We start from the raw sequence: 16518 nt of genomic DNA on the forward strand, positions 1-16518 counted from the left end.
CCTGAGGGCGCGGAGGACCTGAAGGCCCCGAAGGACGGGAAAACTCCGAAGCCCGCGGCCCGTCCTCAGCTCGCGTCGCGCCGCGCTTCGAGCGCTTCCCAGCGCTCGAATTTCGCTTCCAGTTCCTTCTCGATCTCGCCGATGCGCGCATTGATGCGGGCCACTTCGTCCGGGGCGTCGCGGTAAAGCGAGCCGTCGGCCAGCTTGCCGGACAGTCCTTCCTGTTCGGCCTCGAGCGCGGCGATGGCGTCCGGCAGGCCTTCCAGTTCGCGGGTTTCCCAACTGCTCAGGCGGGAGACCTTGGCCGGCTTCGGGCGCGCCGCGGCCGGCGCGCTCTTCGCCTCGGCCGCGGGCTCGGGGGCTGCCGGCACCGACGCCGGCTCTGGCGTCGGCGCGATTACGCGGCGTTGCGGCAGCCAGTCGTCGTAGCCGCCGACATAGTCGTTCCAGATGCCGGGGCCGTCGTTGGCGATGGTCTGCGTCACGACGTTGTTGAGGAATTCACGGTCGTGGCTGACCAGCAGCACCGTGCCGGTGTATTCCTGGAGCAGCGCCTCCAGCAGTTCCAGCGTCTCGATGTCCAGGTCGTTGGTCGGTTCGTCCAGCACCAGGACGTTGGCCGGCCGGGCGAACAGGCGCGCCAGCAGCAGGCGTGCGCGCTCGCCGCCGGACAGGCTGCTGACCGGCGAGCCGGCGCGCGCGGGCGAGAAGAGGAAATCGCCCAGGTAGCTCATGACGTGCTTGCGCGTGCCGCCGATCTCCACCCACTCGCTGCCCGGGCTGATCACGTCGGCCAGGGTGTCGGTTTCGTTGAGCTGGGCGCGCATCTGGTCGAAGTACGCGACCTCGACGTTGGCGCCCATGCGCACGGTGCCGCTGTCGGGCTGCAGGCGGCCCAGCATCAGCTTGAGCAGCGTGGTCTTGCCGGCGCCGTTCGGGCCGATGATGCCGATGCGGTCGCCGCGCAGCAGCGTGGTGGAATAGTCCTTGACCACCTCGCGGCCGTCGAAGGCCTTGCTGACGTGTTCGAGTTCGGCCACCAGCTTGCCGGAACGCTGGCCCTCGGCCAGCGCCAGGTTGACGTTGCCCAGGCGTTCGCGCCGTTCGGCCCGTTCGACGCGCAGCCGTTCGAGCCGCCGCACGCGGCCCTCGTTGCGCGTGCGGCGCGCCTCCACGCCCTTGCGGATCCAGACTTCCTCCTGCGCCAGCAGCTTGTCGAAGCGCGCCTGTTCCAGCCGCTCCGATTCCAGCCATTGCGCCTTGCGCTCCTGCCATTGCGAGAAATTGCCGGGGAAGCTGAGCAGGCGGCCGCGATCGAGTTCGACGATGCGCGTCGCGATGGCGTCGAGGAAGCGGCGGTCGTGGGTGATGATGACGGCGCTGCCTTTCCAGCCCCGCAGCAGTTCTTCCAGCCAGGCGATGCCGTCGAAGTCCAGGTGGTTGGTGGGCTCGTCCAGCAGCAGCAGGTCCGGGTTGCCGGCCAATGCGCGCGCCAGCGCGACGCGCTTGCGGGTGCCGCCGGACAGGCCGGCGACGGGCGCGTCGGTGGGCAGGCCCAGGCGTTCCAGCAGCGAGCGCACGCGCGAGGCGCGTTGCCAGTCCTCGTGGTCCTCGTCGGTGCTGTTGACGGCGTCGAAGACCGTCATGGTCTCGTCGAGTTCGGGTTCCTGCTCCACCGTGGCGACGCGCAGGCCGGAGGCGCGCGCGACGTCGCCGTCGTCCGGCTGCGCGCGGCCGTCGAGCAGGCGCAGCATCGAGGACTTGCCGGCGCCGTTGCGTCCGATCAGGCCGATGCGTTCGCCGGCCTGGATGGAAAAGTCGGCGTGGTCCAGCAGCGGGTGGTGGCCGAAGGCCAACTGGACGTCGGTGAAGGTGATGAGGGTGGTGGGAGCCATGAGCGGCGAGGCAGGTCGATGCAAACCGCTATTGTCGCAGGAAGCCGGGGCGGTTCAATGCAGGCGGCTCAGTGCGCCTGGCTTCCCGGCTGCGCCTGGGCCGCCGGCGCGGCCGCGACCGGCGCGCGCGGCTGGGCGGGATCGTAGTAGCCGTCGGTCAGCGTATTGAGGAAAGCGACCACGTCGTCGATTTCTTCCGGCGTCAGCGCCGGCTTGTCGCCGGGCTTGCCGCCGAACGGCGGGTCCATATTGACGTTCTCGTGCATCCCGGGCGGCAGGTCGTCGAACTTCGCTATCGTGCCGTCGGCCTTGCGCGGGTACCACTTCTCCGGATTGGTGTCGCGCGTCACGTACCACTCCACCACCTGGCGCAGGTCGTGGAACACGCCGTTGTGGAAGAAGGTCTTGCGCGTCGCCACGTTGCGCAGCGTGGGCGAGCGGAACAGGCCGCAGTATTCGGGATGGTCGCTCAGGTCCTTGCGCAAGGGGCCGCACAGGCCTTCGTCGAAATAAGCCGGATTTTGGTTCGCGGGAATGGCGGGGTTGCGCGGCAGCCCCAGCGCGATGAGGCCGAAGTCGTTGAAGATGGGCAACTGGCCCGGCACCGCGAAGCGATGGCAGCTCGCGCAATTGCCCTTGTCCTCGGCTTCGAACAGGCGCGCGCCGCGCATCTCCTGGTCGGTGAGCTTGGCGATGCCGCGCACCGCGGCGTCGTACTTGCTCGAATAGGGGAAGAAGAGCTTGGGATCGTTCTGGTAATACTCCAGCGCCTGGGTGATGGCGTTGAACGCTTTCTCGTCCGTGTCGAAGACATGGCCACCGAACAGGGCGCGCAGCCGGTCCGCGTTGGGGCTCTTGCGCACGTTGCCGACGACGACGGAAATGCTGGGGTTGGCCATTTCCAGGGGATCCAGCAGCGGAATGCGCGCCTGGGCGCCGGCCCGGTCGACGCGGCCGTCCCAGGTCAGGCCGCCGGTGGGGCCCGCGTCGGTGCTGTTGTCGCCTTCTTCCTCGCTGTCGATGAAGTGCTCGCTGAAGGGCGGCACGGTTTGCAGGTACATCAGCGAGGGGACGGCGCGCACGCCGGCGCGCTTCATGTCGGGGCCGCCGAGCTGCACCGAGAGGTCGTTGGGCGGGCCGTAATGGTGCTCCGGGCTGTGACAGCTCGCGCAGGACTGCTGGCCCGACGCCGACAGCGTCTTGTCCTTGAACAGCGCGGCGCCCAGGGCGGCGATGTCGGCCGCGCGCTGCCGGGCGTAGGCGCGGTCGTAGGTGGCCGGCGGCTCGGGGAATTTCTCGTAGACGTCTTGCCGCGCATCGGTCGGGGTCGGGGCCGGGGCCGTGGTCGCGCCCTGGCTGCGTTCGCCCCACAAGGCCAGCGCGCCGCCGATGCCGATGGCCAGCAGGGTGGCGATCAGGGTGCACAGCACGCCGCGCCAGCGCAGGCGGGCGGACGGGATCGAAACGGTGGGGCGAAGCGTCGGGCGGGGGGGCAGGGGCATGTCGTGGAGGCAATGGGCGGCGCGCGGGGCCGCGGTGGAAACCGGGAATGCGGGAGGTGCGCGCCCGTGCTTGCGTCAGGCCGCGGTCAGCAGCGTAAACACCGAATATTTCAGGTTTGCTGACGCGGGTTGACGCGATGCTGAATGCCCGTTGACGGCAAGCTGGATTTTTCCGTGCCTGTTCAGATTGTTTTCAGCAGCCGTTCACGAAGTTCACATGGTGTAACCCCAACATATCGGCGCTCGGTGTCCGGACATCGATTACTTCCCCGACAAGAAAGAGGAACGCCTTTTATGAAGAGCACGCACAAGATCATCGCGCCCTTGGTGGCCGCGGCGCTGGCCACCGGGCTGGTCGCCTGTGGCGGTGGCGGCGATGACGACGACACGCCCTCCACGCCTTCCACGCCCGTCACCACCGCTCCCACGCAAGAGGAGCTGGTCGCGAAGGCGGTGGACAATATCCAGAACGTGGTGGTGATCTACGCGGAAAACCGCAGCTTCGATAACCTCTACAGCGACTTCCCCGGCATCGACAGCCCGCTGGCGACCGCGACCTACGACAAGCAGGTCGACCGCGACGGCACCCCGCTGACTTCGCTGCCCCCGGTCTGGGCCGGCCTGACGACCGCCTCCGCGCAGTTCGACACGACCGTTCCCACCGTGGCCACGACGGCGACCACCGGCATGCCGAACGCGCCGTTCTCGATCAACGAGACCTATCCGGGCGTGGACATCAACGCGGTCAACGCGGACATGTGGCACAACTTCTACCAGAACCAGATGCAGATCAACGGCGGCAAGAACGATATGTTCGCCGCCTGGGCCGACAGCGGCGGCGGTCTGGTGATGGGCCACTTCTCCGGCAACGCCAGCAAGCTGCCGCTGTGGCAGGTGGCGCAGAAGTACACGATGGCCGACCATTTCTTCATGGGCGCCTTCGGCGGTTCCTTCCTGAACCACCAGTACCTGATCGCCGCCGCCGCGCCGGTGGACCCGGTCACGTCCGCCAATTCGGCCACGCTCAACTCGCACGTCGCCATCCTGGACGACGGCCCGCAGGGCTATCACCTGTCGGTGAACACCAGCGCCACCGGCGCCGCTTCGGCGCTGACGGGCCCGGCCACGTCGATCTTCAAGTCCAACGGCGCGCAACTGACGCCGGACGGCTACGCGGTCAACACCATGCAGCCGCCGTACCAGCCCAGCGGCAACAAGCCCGCCAACGACGCGGCGGGCGTGGCCGAGGGCGTGCTGGCCGACCCGACGCAGGCGACCACGCTGCCGCCGCAGACGGGCCCGAACATCGGCGACTACCTGACCGACAAGAACGTCGAGTGGGCCTGGTACGGCGGCGGCTGGGCGTTCCAACTGGCGCGCGCGACGAATGCCGCCGGCTGGGTGGGATCGGACTACGCCAGCGTCGGCCTGCAGTCGGACGGCAAGACGCCTTTCGTGAACTTCCAGTTCCACCACCAGCCCTTCAATTACTTCAAGCGCTTCGATCCGACCACGGCGGCGGGCATCGCCGACCGGACGGAGCACCTGAAGGACGGCGGCGTGAACGGCGAGCAGTTCATCGCCGACATCCGGGCCGGCAAGCTGCCGCCGGTGGCGTTCTACAAGCCGGTCGGCAACCTGAACGAGCACAACGGCTACGCCGACGTGCTGCGCGGCGACCAGCACATCGCCGACATCATCTCCGAGCTGGAGAAGAGCCCGCAGTGGGGGCACATGCTGGTGGTCGTGACGTATGACGAAAACGGCGGCATCTGGGATCACGTCGCGCCGCCCAAGGGCGACCGCTTCGGCCCCGGTTCGCGCATTCCCGCCATCGTCATCGGACCCACGGTGCGCAAGGGCTACGTCGACCACACCATGTACGACACGACCTCGATCCTGCGCTTCATCACCCGCCGCTGGAGCCTGCCCGAACTGCCCGGCCTGACCGTGCGCCGCGAAGGCCTGAAGGCCAACGGCGTGGACCAGGGCGACCTGAGCAACACGCTGGACACGAGCGCCACCGCCGCCTCGTGACCGCTCCGGCCCGGCGTCCGCCGAGGCGGCGCCGGGCACCCCGGACCGGAACGCCGCCGGCCCGCCTCGCCGCGGGCCGGCGGCTCGTCCTTCCGGGGGTACAATGCGGACCGCAAGACGAATCGGGCAATCGCGGGGCGCTCACGCGCTTCGAGGAAGGTCCGGACTCCATAGGGCAGGGTAGCGGCTAACGGCCGTCCGTCGGGTCGATGGCGACATCGGCCGGGCGAGGAACAGGGCCACAGAGACGAGTCTGCGGCGCGGGCGGGGGGCGACTCCCGCACAGGCACGGCGACTCCGTGCCGCGCCGGCCGGCAACGGCCGGCGGCATCGCAGGGTGAAACGCGGCAACCTCTACCCGGAGCAACATCAAATAGGCATGCGCACGGTCCTCGGACCGGGAAGGGCGGCTCGTTCGAGCATGCGGGTAGATGGCTAGATCCGGCCAGCAATGGCCGGGCCAGAGGAATGATTGCCCGCCGGACTCGCGTCCGGCGTACAGAATCCGGCCCATAGATTCGTCTTGCCTTGCTTTCGGCTGAAATCGACACAAATAAGGCGAGGAAGTTACCTTTTAGCGCCAAAGTCTCATATACGACTTTGAGTTTCAGCGACAACCCCCTGATTTATCAGGGGGTTTTCTTTTTTGGATTACGCGAGGTTCGCCTAAGTCCTTGTTGTGATTGAAAAAATTGTGTCGCCCTGCTTGACCGCGCTTTAACCATCCCGTAGAGTGGGAAAAAGTAGGTTTTTGTGCAATTAAGTGGGAGAGGGAAGGGGTGTTCCAGGGAAGCAGCGCGTTAACGCTGGATGCGAAGGGGCGGGTGTCTATCCCGACCCGGCATCGCGACGCCCTGCTGGCCCAGGCGGAAGGCCGCCTCACCCTCACCCGTCACCCTGACGGCTGCCTGTTGATGTATCCGCGCCAGGAGTGGGAAAAGCGCCGCGAAACGATCGCCGCCTTGCCCATGTCGGCGCGCGCGCTGCAACGGCTGATGTTGGGAAACGCGCAGGATGTGGAGCTGGACGGATCGGGCCGCATTTTGATCGCGCCGGAATTGCGCAACGCGGCCGGCATGACGCGCGAAGTGATGATGCTCGGCATGGGCGCGCACTTCGAGCTGTGGGATGCGGCCGCGCTGGCCCGCCGGGAGGCGGAGGATCTGGCGCAGGGCATGCCGGACGTTCTCAACCAGTTTTCTTTCTGACGCGGGCTATGGAATTCGAACATCGGCCCGTGCTGCTGGCGCCGACGGTGGATGCGCTGTTGCTGCCGCGTTTCGGCCGCCGCGACGCCCACCGCGCGGCCGAGGCGCCGGCGGCGGAGCAGGCCGATCCCCGGCTGGCCGGGGTGTACGTCGACGGCACCTTCGGCCGCGGCGGCCACACCCGGGCGCTGCTGGCCCGGTTGGCGCCGCAGGCGCGGGTGGTGGTGTTCGACAAGGATCCCACCGCCATCGGCGTGGCGCGCGAGCTGGCTGCGCGCGACGCGCGCGTGACGGTGGTGCACGGCGGTTTCGCGACGATGCCCCAGGAGCTGGCGGCCCTGGGCATCGAACGGATAGATGGCGTCATGCTGGACCTGGGCGTTTCGTCCCCCCAGCTCGACGATGCAGGGCGGGGTTTTTCTTTCATGCGCGAAGGCCCGCTGGACATGCGCATGGATACGACGCGCGGCCCCACGGTCGCGGAATGGCTGGCGCAAGCCAGCGTGGATGAGATGCGGGAGGTCATAGCGGACTATGGCGAAGAACGGTTTGCTTTTCAGATTGCAAAAACGATTGCAGTTCGCCGCGCAACAGCGCCACTACGCACCACGCTCGAACTCGCCGAGCTCGTCGCAGGCGCCGTCCGCACGCGCGAAAAGGGTCAGCATCCGGCCACACGCACCTTTCAAGCTCTACGGATTTACATCAATCGGGAACTCGAGGAGCTCGCTCGCGCCCTCGCGGCAGCTCTAGCCCTGCTCGCGCCAAAGGGGAGGTTGGCGGTGATCAGCTTTCATTCGCTGGAAGACCGGATGGTCAAGCAATGCATCGCCGCCGCGGCCCGCCCGGCCAGCGAGGCGATGCGACGCCTGCCGCTGCGCGAAGACGAACTGCCCCCCGCGATCATGCACTCCCTGGGGCGGGTCCTGGCCGATGACGAGGAAGTCGCGGGGAATCCGCGCGCCCGCTCGGCCATCCTGCGCGTGGCCGAGCGCACCGACGCGCCGCTGCCCGCCGGCGGCGTCGACGCATTGGTGCCCGGCCTGGCGCCGGCGCCCGCGCGCGGCGCCGGCAAGGGGAGGCGCTGATGGGCCGCTTGAGCCTGGTCCTGGCCATGGTGCTGATGCTGTGCGCGATCTCCCTGGTGACCGCGCGCTATCAATCGCGCCAGTTGTTCATCGACGTCGACCGCGCGCAGGCGCAGGCGCGCGACCTGGAAAACGACTGGCGCCGCCTGCAACTGGACCGGGCCGAGCTGGCGCGCAGCGCCCGCGTCGACCGCGCCGCGCGCGACGATCTTAAAATGATTTCCATCGTTCCGGACCGCACTATCTATCTCAACCAGCAGCCGGTTCCGGTCAACGGAGGGGGGCAATGAAGCGCCTGCCGTTCTTCGACAATCCCGTGCTGCGCGGACAGTTGCCGACGTGGCGCGCCCGGCTGGTCCTGATCCTGTTGTTCTGCGCCTTCGGCACCCTGGCCGGCCGCGCGCTCTACTTGCAGGGCGTCAGCACGGACTTCCTGCAGCAGCAGGGCGAACGCCGCTACGAGCGCACGCTGACCCTGGCCGCGACGCGCGGCAAGATCCTCGACCGCAACAACGTCGTGCTGGCCTCCAGCGTGCCGGCGCGCGCCATCTGGGCCATTCCGGAAGACGCCAACACCGCCACGCCGGCGCAGACGGCCGCCCTGGCCAAGCTGCTCGAGACCACCGTGCCGGAGCTGACCGAGCGCCTGAAGAACGAAGACAAGAACTTCGTCTACCTGAAGCGCCAGGTGCCGATGGACGTGGCGGACAAGATCAAGCAGCTCGCCATGCCCGGCATCCACCAGCAGCCCGAGACGCGCCGCTATTACCCGGACGGCTCGGTCATGGCGCACGTGGTCGGCTTCACCAACGTGGAAGACCAGGGCCAGGAAGGCATCGAGCTGGCGTTCAACCAGGCGCTGCAAGGCCGGCCCGGTTCGCGCCGCGTGATCAAGGATCGCCTCGGCCGCGTCATCGAGGACGTCCAGGCGGTGACCCTGCCGGTCGACGGCAAGGACATCCACCTGTCCATCGACACGCGCCTGCAGTACCTGGTCAGCAAGACGCTGAAGGACGCCATCGACCTGCACCACGCCCGCGGCGCCGCGGCGGTCATCATCGACGCGCGCACCGGCGAGATTCTTTCGCTGGCCAGCCTGCCCACCTACGATCCCAACGACCGCGCCACCTTCCAGCCGGCGTCCATGCGCAACCAGGCCATCACGGACACGTTCGAGCCCGGCTCGATCATGAAGCCGTTCACCGCCGCGCTGGCCCTGGAACTGGGCCGGATCACGCCCAGCACGCAGTTCGAAACCGGCAACGGCCAGTTCCGCTACCAGGGCTCGACCATCAGCGACGTCAGCCGCAACGGCACGCTGACGGTTGCCGGCGTGCTGCTGAAGTCCAGCAACATCGGCATGACGATGATCTCCGAAACGCTGCAGGCCCGCGAAATGTGGGACAAGTTCACCGAGCTGGGCCTGGGACAGGCGCCGCAACTGGGCTTCCCCGGGGCGGCGCCGGGCCGCGTGCGGCCGTGGGACCGCTGGCGCCTGATCGAAAAGGCCACCATGGCCTATGGCTACGGCCTGTCCGTTTCGCTGCTGCAGATGGCGCGCGCGTATACGGTGTTCGCCCGCAACGGCGACATGGTGTCCCTGACCCTGGTCAAGCGCGATAGCGAACCGACCAGCGTGAAGGTCTACACGCCCAAGATCGCGGCCATGATCCGCTCTTACCTCGAAGCCGCGGCGGGCCCGGACGGCGCCAAGCTGGCGCAGGTGCAGGGCTATCGCGTGGCCGGCAAGAGCGGCACCGCGCGCAAGATCGTCGACGGCAAGTACAGCCGTTCCCGCTACCGCAGCTCCTTCGTCGGTTTCGCCCCGGCGTCGAATCCGCGTCTGGTGATCGCCGTCACCATCGACGAGCCGCAGACCGGCGGCTACTACGGCGGCGCCATCGCCGCGCCGGTGTTCTCCACGCTCATGGGCGGCAGCCTGCGCCTGCTGGGCGTGCAGCCCGACGCGCCCTTCCAGTCGACCGTGGTGGCCGGCTTGCAGGAGCCCCTGCGATGAACGCCATGGCCGATACCCGTCTCCCGGCCGCCGACATCGTGCAGTGGCTGCGCGCGCGCGTGCCGGCGGGGGCCCACCTGCGCCTGGATTCGCGCGAAGTCGGCGCGGGCGACGTCTTCGTCGCCTGCCCGGGCAGCACCAGCGACGGCCGTGCCTATATAGAACAGGCCGTGCGGCAGGGCGCCGTGGCGGTGGTGTGCGAGGCGGCGGGCTACGGCAAGCCGCGCGCGCAGGCCGCCGACGCCGTGCCCGTGCTGCCGGTGGCCGGCCTGCGCGGGCAGCTCGGCCGCGTGGCCGACCTCTGGTACGGCGAACCGTCGGCGGCATTGACCGTCATCGCGGTCACCGGCACCAACGGCAAGACTTCCACGGTCCAATGGCTGGCGCGCGCGCTGTCGCAAAGCGGCCGGCCCTGCGGCGCCCTCGGCACCCTGGGCGCGACGCTGCCCGGCGGACAGGCGTTGCCGGGACAACTGACCACGCCGGACGTGCTGGCCGTGCACCGGCAATTGGCGGCGATGCGCGATCACGGCGCAAGTTGCGTCGCCATGGAGGCGTCCTCCATCGGCATCGAGCAAGGCCGCCTGGACGGCGTGCGCATCGGCGTGGCGGCCTTCACCAACCTGACGCGCGATCACCTGGACTACCACGGTTCGATGGACGCCTACGAGGCGGCGAAGTCGCGCCTGTTCGACTGGCCCGGCCTGGCGCGCGCCGTCGTCAACGCGGACGACGCGGCCGGCCAGCGCCTGCTGGCGCGCCTGCCTGCCGGCCTGGCCTTGTCCTATGGCCTGGAGCAGGAGGCCGACATCCGCGCCAAGGACTTGAGCGCGACCGCCAACGGACAGATCTTCACCCTCGCCACCGCGCAGGGCGAAGCGCAGATCATGACCAGCCTGCTGGGCCGCCACAACGTGGAGAACCTGCTGCTGGTGGCCGGCGTCCTGACGGCGCTGGGGGGCTCGCTGGCCGACGTGGCGCGCGAACTGGCCGCCGCCACGCCCGTGCCGGGACGCATGGAGATCGTCGAGGCGCCGCCGGCGCTGGCCGCCGCCGGCCCGCTGGTGGTGGTCGATTATTCCCACACGCCCGACGCCCTGGCGCGCGCGCTCGCCGCGCTGCGCCCGGTGGCGCAGGCCCGCGGCGGCCGGCTGCTGTGCCTGTTCGGTTGCGGCGGGGATCGCGATCCCGGCAAGCGTCCGCTGATGGGCGGCATCGCCGCCGCCGACGCCGACGGCGTCTACGTGACCAGCGACAACCCGCGCGGCGAGGACCCCGAGGCCATCATCGACCAGATCCTGGCCGGCATGCCCGCGGCGCGCGCCGTGACGGTGCAGGCCGATCGCGCGCGCGCCATCATGCAGGCGGTGTGGTCGGCCGCCGCCGCCGACGTGCTGCTGCTGGCCGGCAAGGGCCATGAGACCTACCAGGAAGTCGCCGGGCAGCGCGCGCCTTTCGACGATCGCGCCTGGGGCGCGCTGGCCCTGGCCCTGCCGCAAGCCGTGGGCGTGTCCACCGATACGCGCACGCTGAGCGAGGGCCAGGTGTTCGTCGCGCTGAGCGGCGAGAATTTCGACGGCCACGATTACCTGGCGCAGGCCCGCGCGGCCGGCGCCCGCGCCGCAGTCGTGGCGCATGCCGTGGACCTGCCCGCGGACGAGGCCCCGCTGCCACAATGGGTGGTGGGCGACACGCGCGCCGCCTTGTGCCGCATCGGCGCGGCCTGGCGCGCGCGCTTCGATCTGCCGGTGGTCGGCGTGACCGGCAGCAACGGCAAGACCACCACCAAGGAAATGATTTCCGCCATCCTCGCGGAGTGGCTGGGCGAGGACCAGCGCCTGGCGACGGCGGGCAATTTCAACAACGACATCGGCGTGCCGCTGACGCTGCTGCGCCTGCGGCCGCGCCACCGCGCCGCGGTGATCGAACTGGGCATGAACCATCCCGGCGAGATCGCCGCGCTGGCGGCCATGGCGGCGCCCACGGTGGGCCTGGTCAACAACGCCCAGCGCGAGCACCAGGAGTTCATGCACACGGTCGAGGCCGTCGCGCGCGAGAACGGCGCGGTGCTGGCGGCGCTGCCGGAAGCGGGCTATGCCGTCTATCCCGGCGACGACGCGCACACGCGCGTCTGGGACGAAATGTCGGGCACGCCGCGCGTCCTGCGTTTCGGCCTGCAGGCCGGCCTGGACGTCTATGCCGAGGCCATCGAAAGCGACGTGCTCGCCACCCGCTGCCGCCTGGTGACGCCGGCCGGCACGGCGGCGCTGACTGTCCCCGTCCCCGGTTTGCACAACCTGCGCAACGCCCTCGCGGCGGTGGCCTGCGGCCTGGCCGCGGGCGCGCCGCTGGACGCCGCCTGCCGCGCCCTGGCCGGTTTCAGCGCGGTCAAGGGCCGGATGCAGCGCCAGCAAATGGGTGACGGAACCGTGCTGGTCGACGACACCTACAATGCCAATCCGGACTCGGTCCGGGCCGCGATCGACGTGCTGGCGCAACTGCCGGCGCCGCGCGTCCTGGTGCTGGGCGATATGGGCGAAGTGGGCGCCAACGGGCCGGCGATGCACGAGGAAGTCGGCGCCTACGCACGCGAGCGGGGGATCGACGCCCTGTTCACGCTGGGCGCCGCCGCGCGCGCGTCCGCCGCCGCCTTCGGGGCGGCCGGCAAGGCGTGCGAGACGGTCGAGGACATCGTGGCGGCGACGCGGGCCTTGCGGCCCGCCGCGGTATTGGTAAAGGGTTCGCGCTTTATGCGCATGGAGCGGGTTGTGAAGTTGTATTCGAGTGAAGGCAGTCATGTGCCTCCGGCGCGGGAGGACAAGCATGCTGCTTGAGATTGCCCGCTGGCTGTCCGACGATATCCGCACGTTCGGCGTGTTCGAGTACATTACGCTGCGCGCTGTGTTGGCGTGCGCGACGGCGCTGCTCATCGGCCTGATGGCCGGGCCGCGCGTCATCCGCAAATTGACCGCGATGAAGATCGGCCAGGCGGTGCGCGCCTACGGTCCGCAGACCCACCTGGTGAAGACCGGCACGCCCACCATGGGCGGCGCGCTGATCCTGATCTCCATCGGCATCAGCGTGCTGCTGTGGTGCGACTGGAGCAATCGCTTCATCTGGGTGGTGCTGCTGGTGACCTTCGGCTTCGGCGCGATAGGCTGGGTGGACGATTACCGCAAGGTCGTGCACCGCGATCCCGAAGGCATGCCGGCGCGGCAGAAATTCTTCTGGCAGGCCCTCATCGGCCTGGTGGCGGCGGTCTATCTGGCCTTCGCCGTGTCGGCGCCGGCCAATACCGAGCTCTGGCCCCTGTTCCGCGCCTGGGTGGTGAGCGGCCTGACCATGCCCCTGCCGACCCGCGCCGACCTCATCGTGCCTTTCTTCAAGACGGTGAGCTATCCCCTGGGCGTGCTGGGCTTCGTGGCGCTGACGTGGTTCGTCATCGTCGGCACCAGCAACGCGGTCAACCTGACCGACGGCCTGGACGGCCTGGCCATCATGCCCACCGTCATGGTGGGCAGCGCGCTGGGCATCTTCTCCTACGTCATCGGCCGCGCCGACTATTCCAAATACCTGCTGTTCCCCTATGTGCCGGGCGCGTCCGAGCTCATCGTGCTGTGCGCCGCCCTGGGGGGCGCGGGACTGGCCTTCCTCTGGTTCAACGCCTATCCGGCCCAGGTGTTCATGGGCGACGTCGGCGCGCTGGCGCTGGGCGGCGCGCTGGGCACGGTGGCGGTGATCGCGCGGCAGGAAATCGTGCTCTTCATCATGGGCGGCGTGTTCGTGGTGGAAACCTTGTCGGTGATGATCCAGGTCACCTGGTTCAAATACACCAAGCGCAAATACGGGGAGGGGCGGCGGATATTCCGCATGGCGCCCCTGCATCACCATTTCGAAGTCGGCGGCTGGAAGGAAACCCAGGTCGTCGTGCGGTTCTGGATCATCAGCATGATGCTGGTGCTGGTCGGCCTTTCCACTCTCAAACTGCGATGAGCGTTCCGGATATCTCCGCCCCCGCGCCGGCTCGCATCCTGATCCTCGGATTGGGCGAGACCGGCATCGCCGCCGCGCGCTGGTGCGCGCGCAGCGGCGCGCGGCTGCGCGTGGCCGATACCCGGGCCGAGCCGGGCGGCCTGGCCGCCTTGCGCGAGGCGCTGGCGGCGCAGGGCGGCGAGGTCGAATACCGCCTGGGCCAGGCCGGTTTCGACGCGGAGCTCCTGGACGACGTGACCCAGGTGGTGATCAGTCCCGGCCTGGCGCCGAACCAGGCGCCGGCGCGCGAACTGATCGAGGCCGCCGCCGCGCGCGGCATCGAGGTCATCGGCGAGATCGAACTGTTCGCCCGCGCGCTGGCGGCCCTGGCCGATAGCCGCGACTACCATCCCCGCGTGCTGGCCGTCACCGGCACCAACGGCAAGACCACGGTCACGGCGCTGACGCGCCATCTGGTCGAGGCCGCCGGGCTTACCGCGCGCGCCGCCGGCAATATCAGCCCGGCCGCGCTGGCCGCGCTCATGGACGCGCTGGACCAGGACGACCTGCCGCAGGTCTGGGTGCTGGAGCTGTCCAGCTTCCAGTTGCACACCACGCATACCCTGTCGGCCGACGCCGCGGTGGTGCTGAACGTCACCCAGGACCACCTGGACTGGCACGGCGACATGCAGGCCTACGCGGCCGCCAAGGCGCGCCTGCTGGGCATGGCCCGCATCGCCGTCGTCAACCGCGACGACCCGCTCACGCTGGCCATGGTCGAGCGCGTCGAAGGCTTGAACGCGCGCACCATCGGCCGCGACGCGCCCGCCCTGGTCGGCGACCTGGGACTGGACCAGGCCAGCGGCGTGGCGTGGCTGACCGCCTGCGAACCGAGCGATTTCGATATCCCGGTCGCCGCGCCCACGCGCCGCAAGAAGGATGCGCCGCCGCCCAGCCGTCCGCAGGGGCGCTTGTCGCGCCTGATGCCGGTGGACGCGCTGCTGATCCGCGGTCTGCACAACGCAACGAATACGCTGGCCGCCTTCGCGCTGGCGCGCGCCATCGACCTGGGCTGGGCGCCCTTGCTGCGCGCCGCCCGCGAGTACGAGGGCGAGCCGCTGCGCGTCGAATTCGTGCGCAGCATCGGCGGCGTCGACTACATCAACGACAGCAAGGGCACCAATGTGGGCGCCACGGTGGCCGCGCTGGACGGCCTGGGCCAGCAGGTGGTGCTGATCGCCGGCGGCCTGGGCAAGGGCCAGGACTTCTCGCCGCTGGTGGCGCCGGTGGCGCGCCATGGGCGCGCGGTGGTGCTGATCGGCAAGGACGGCCCGGAAATCGGCCGCGTGCTGGAATCGACCGGCGTGGCCTGCGTGTACGCCACGGACATGCATGACGCGGTGCGCCAGGCGCATGGCCTGGCCCAGCCGGGCGACGCCGTGCTTCTGTCGCCGGCCTGCGCCAGCATGGATATGTTCCGCAGCTACGTGCATCGCGGCCAGGTCTACACCGAAGCGGTGCAGGAACTGGCCCTGGATCAAGGAGAGGTCGCATGAGCCTGTTCGCCGACCTCACGGGCAGCGTCAACGCGGTGCGTCCCGGCCGCACGCGCATGCGGTCCTTCGACATGCCGCTGGTGATCGCCTCGTCGACCTTGCTGGCGCTGGGACTGCTGATGGTGTACTCGGCGTCCATCGCGCTGGCCGACGGCCCACGTTACGCCTCCTACGGCCAATACTATTTCGTGGTGCGCCACGCCGCCTTCGTCGCCACCGGCCTGGTGGCCGCCGCCATCACGCTGACCTTCCCGATCCGCCTGTGGCAGCGCCTGGCGGTGCCGCTGTTCATGGTGGCCCTGGTCCTGTTGATGGCGGTGCTGGTGCCGGGCATCGGCCGCGAGGTCAACGGCGCGCACCGCTGGATTCCCCTGGGCCCGCTGAATTTCCAGCCATCCGAGCTGATGAAGGTCGCGGCGCTGCTGTACGCCGCCGACTACACGGTGCGCAAGCAGGAGCACATGCAGAATTTCGTGCGCGGCTTCGTGCCCATGGCCTGCGCGCTGGGCGGCGTCGGCATGCTGCTGCTGCTCGAGCCCGACCTGGGCGCCTTCATGGTGATCGTGGCCATCGCCATGGGCATCCTGTTCCTGGGCGGCATCAACGGCAAGTTCTTCAGCAGCCTGCTGGGCGTGCTGGTCAGCACCTTCCTGATGCTGATCTGGCTGTCGCCCTGGCGGCGCGCGCGCCTGTTCGCGTACATGGATCCCTGGAACCAGGACAACGCCTACGGCAGCGCCTACCAGTTGTCGCACTCGTTGATCGCGCTGGGCCGCGGCGAATGGCTGGGCGTGGGCCTGGGCGCCAGCGTCGAGAAGCTGCACTACCTGCCGGAAGCGCATACCGACTTCATCATGGCCGTGATCGGCGAGGAACTGGGTTTCGTCGGCGTCATGCTGGTGATCGTGCTGTTCGGCATCATCGTGCAGCGCGCCTTCGAAATCGGCCGCCAGGCCGTCGCCATGGAGCGCACCTTCGCCGGCATGCTGTCGCAGGGCGTGGGCATCTGGTTCGGCGTGCAGGCCTTCATCAACATGGGCGTGTGCCTGGGGCTGCTGCCCACCAAGGGCCTGACGCTGCCGCTGGTGAGCTACGGCGGTTCCGGCGTGGTCATGAACCTGCTGGCGCTGGCCATGCTGCTGCGCGTCGACTTCGAGAATCGAACGATGATGCGGGGAGGGCGCGTATGAGCGCGCCGGGCCGCCCCAAGCGCGAATCCTCCCTCGGGGAGGCGGTCGCGCAG

The 16518-nt window shown here is 69.2% G+C and carries 11 protein-coding genes and 1 other RNA gene; 10 read left to right on the forward strand and 2 right to left on the reverse strand.

Features of this window, described 5'->3' with window-relative positions; genetic code table 11:
* Positions 1-65: 65 nt before the first annotated feature.
* Both CAL29_RS05055 and CAL29_RS05060 read right to left on the reverse strand, forming a co-directional pair.
* Positions 66-1895, reverse strand: coding sequence for an ATP-binding cassette domain-containing protein (locus tag CAL29_RS05055; protein ID WP_094851849.1), 1830 nt, complete (start codon positions 1893-1895; stop codon positions 66-68).
* Positions 1896-1963: 68 nt separating this feature from the next.
* Positions 1964-3397: a cytochrome-c peroxidase gene (locus tag CAL29_RS05060; RefSeq protein WP_094851850.1), complete on the reverse strand. Its 1434-nt coding sequence runs from the start codon at positions 3395-3397 to the stop codon at positions 1964-1966.
* Positions 3398-3691: 294 nt separating this feature from the next.
* On the opposite strand from CAL29_RS05060, the gene acpA reads away from it, so the two are divergent.
* The 10 genes from acpA to ftsW all read left to right on the forward strand — a co-directional run bounded on the left by acpA (position 3692) and on the right by ftsW (position 16465).
* Complete coding sequence (acpA, locus tag CAL29_RS05065; RefSeq protein WP_094851851.1) at positions 3692-5434, forward strand: acid phosphatase; 1743 nt, start codon at positions 3692-3694, stop codon at positions 5432-5434.
* A gap of 114 nt (positions 5435-5548) precedes the next feature.
* Positions 5549-5963, forward strand: an RNA gene (rnpB, locus tag CAL29_RS05070) — RNase P RNA component class A.
* 250 nt (positions 5964-6213) lie between these two features.
* Positions 6214-6642 (forward strand): division/cell wall cluster transcriptional repressor MraZ, encoded by a 429-nt coding sequence (gene mraZ, locus CAL29_RS05075; protein WP_179283910.1) that lies wholly within the window; start codon positions 6214-6216, stop codon positions 6640-6642.
* A gap of 8 nt (positions 6643-6650) precedes the next feature.
* Positions 6651-7730: a 16S rRNA (cytosine(1402)-N(4))-methyltransferase RsmH gene (gene rsmH, locus CAL29_RS05080; protein WP_094851853.1), complete on the forward strand. Its 1080-nt coding sequence runs from the start codon at positions 6651-6653 to the stop codon at positions 7728-7730.
* Positions 7730-8020, forward strand: coding sequence for a cell division protein FtsL (gene ftsL / locus CAL29_RS05085; protein ID WP_094851854.1), 291 nt, complete (start codon positions 7730-7732; stop codon positions 8018-8020). Before rsmH ends, ftsL begins: the two co-directional genes overlap by 1 nt.
* Positions 8017-9747 carry a peptidoglycan D,D-transpeptidase FtsI family protein gene (locus tag CAL29_RS05090; protein ID WP_094851855.1) on the forward strand — a complete coding sequence of 577 codons (1731 nt, stop codon included), beginning with the start codon at positions 8017-8019 and terminating at the stop codon, positions 9745-9747. Before ftsL ends, CAL29_RS05090 begins: the two co-directional genes overlap by 4 nt.
* Positions 9744-12581 carry a bifunctional UDP-N-acetylmuramoyl-L-alanyl-D-glutamate--2,6-diaminopimelate ligase MurE/UDP-N-acetylmuramoyl-tripeptide--D-alanyl-D-alanine ligase MurF gene (gene murF, locus CAL29_RS05095; protein WP_094851856.1) on the forward strand — a complete coding sequence of 946 codons (2838 nt, stop codon included), beginning with the start codon at positions 9744-9746 and terminating at the stop codon, positions 12579-12581. Before CAL29_RS05090 ends, murF begins: the two co-directional genes overlap by 4 nt.
* Positions 12571-13740, forward strand: coding sequence for a phospho-N-acetylmuramoyl-pentapeptide-transferase (gene mraY / locus CAL29_RS05100; RefSeq protein WP_094851857.1), 1170 nt, complete (start codon positions 12571-12573; stop codon positions 13738-13740). The genes murF and mraY overlap by 11 nt, the downstream gene beginning before the upstream one ends.
* The gene (murD, locus tag CAL29_RS05105; protein WP_094851858.1) at positions 13737-15275 is read left to right on the forward strand and encodes a UDP-N-acetylmuramoyl-L-alanine--D-glutamate ligase; all 1539 of its coding nucleotides are present in this window, start codon (positions 13737-13739) and stop codon (positions 15273-15275) included. The genes mraY and murD overlap by 4 nt, the downstream gene beginning before the upstream one ends.
* On the forward strand, positions 15272-16465 hold the full coding sequence (ftsW, locus tag CAL29_RS05110; RefSeq protein WP_094851859.1) for a putative lipid II flippase FtsW: 1194 nt from the start codon (positions 15272-15274) through the stop codon (positions 16463-16465). Before murD ends, ftsW begins: the two co-directional genes overlap by 4 nt.
* Positions 16466-16518: the final 53 nt, after the last annotated feature.

The sequence above is a fragment of the Bordetella genomosp. 10 genome (assembly GCF_002261225.1).
Lineage (GTDB): Bacteria > Pseudomonadota > Gammaproteobacteria > Burkholderiales > Burkholderiaceae_B > Bordetella_C.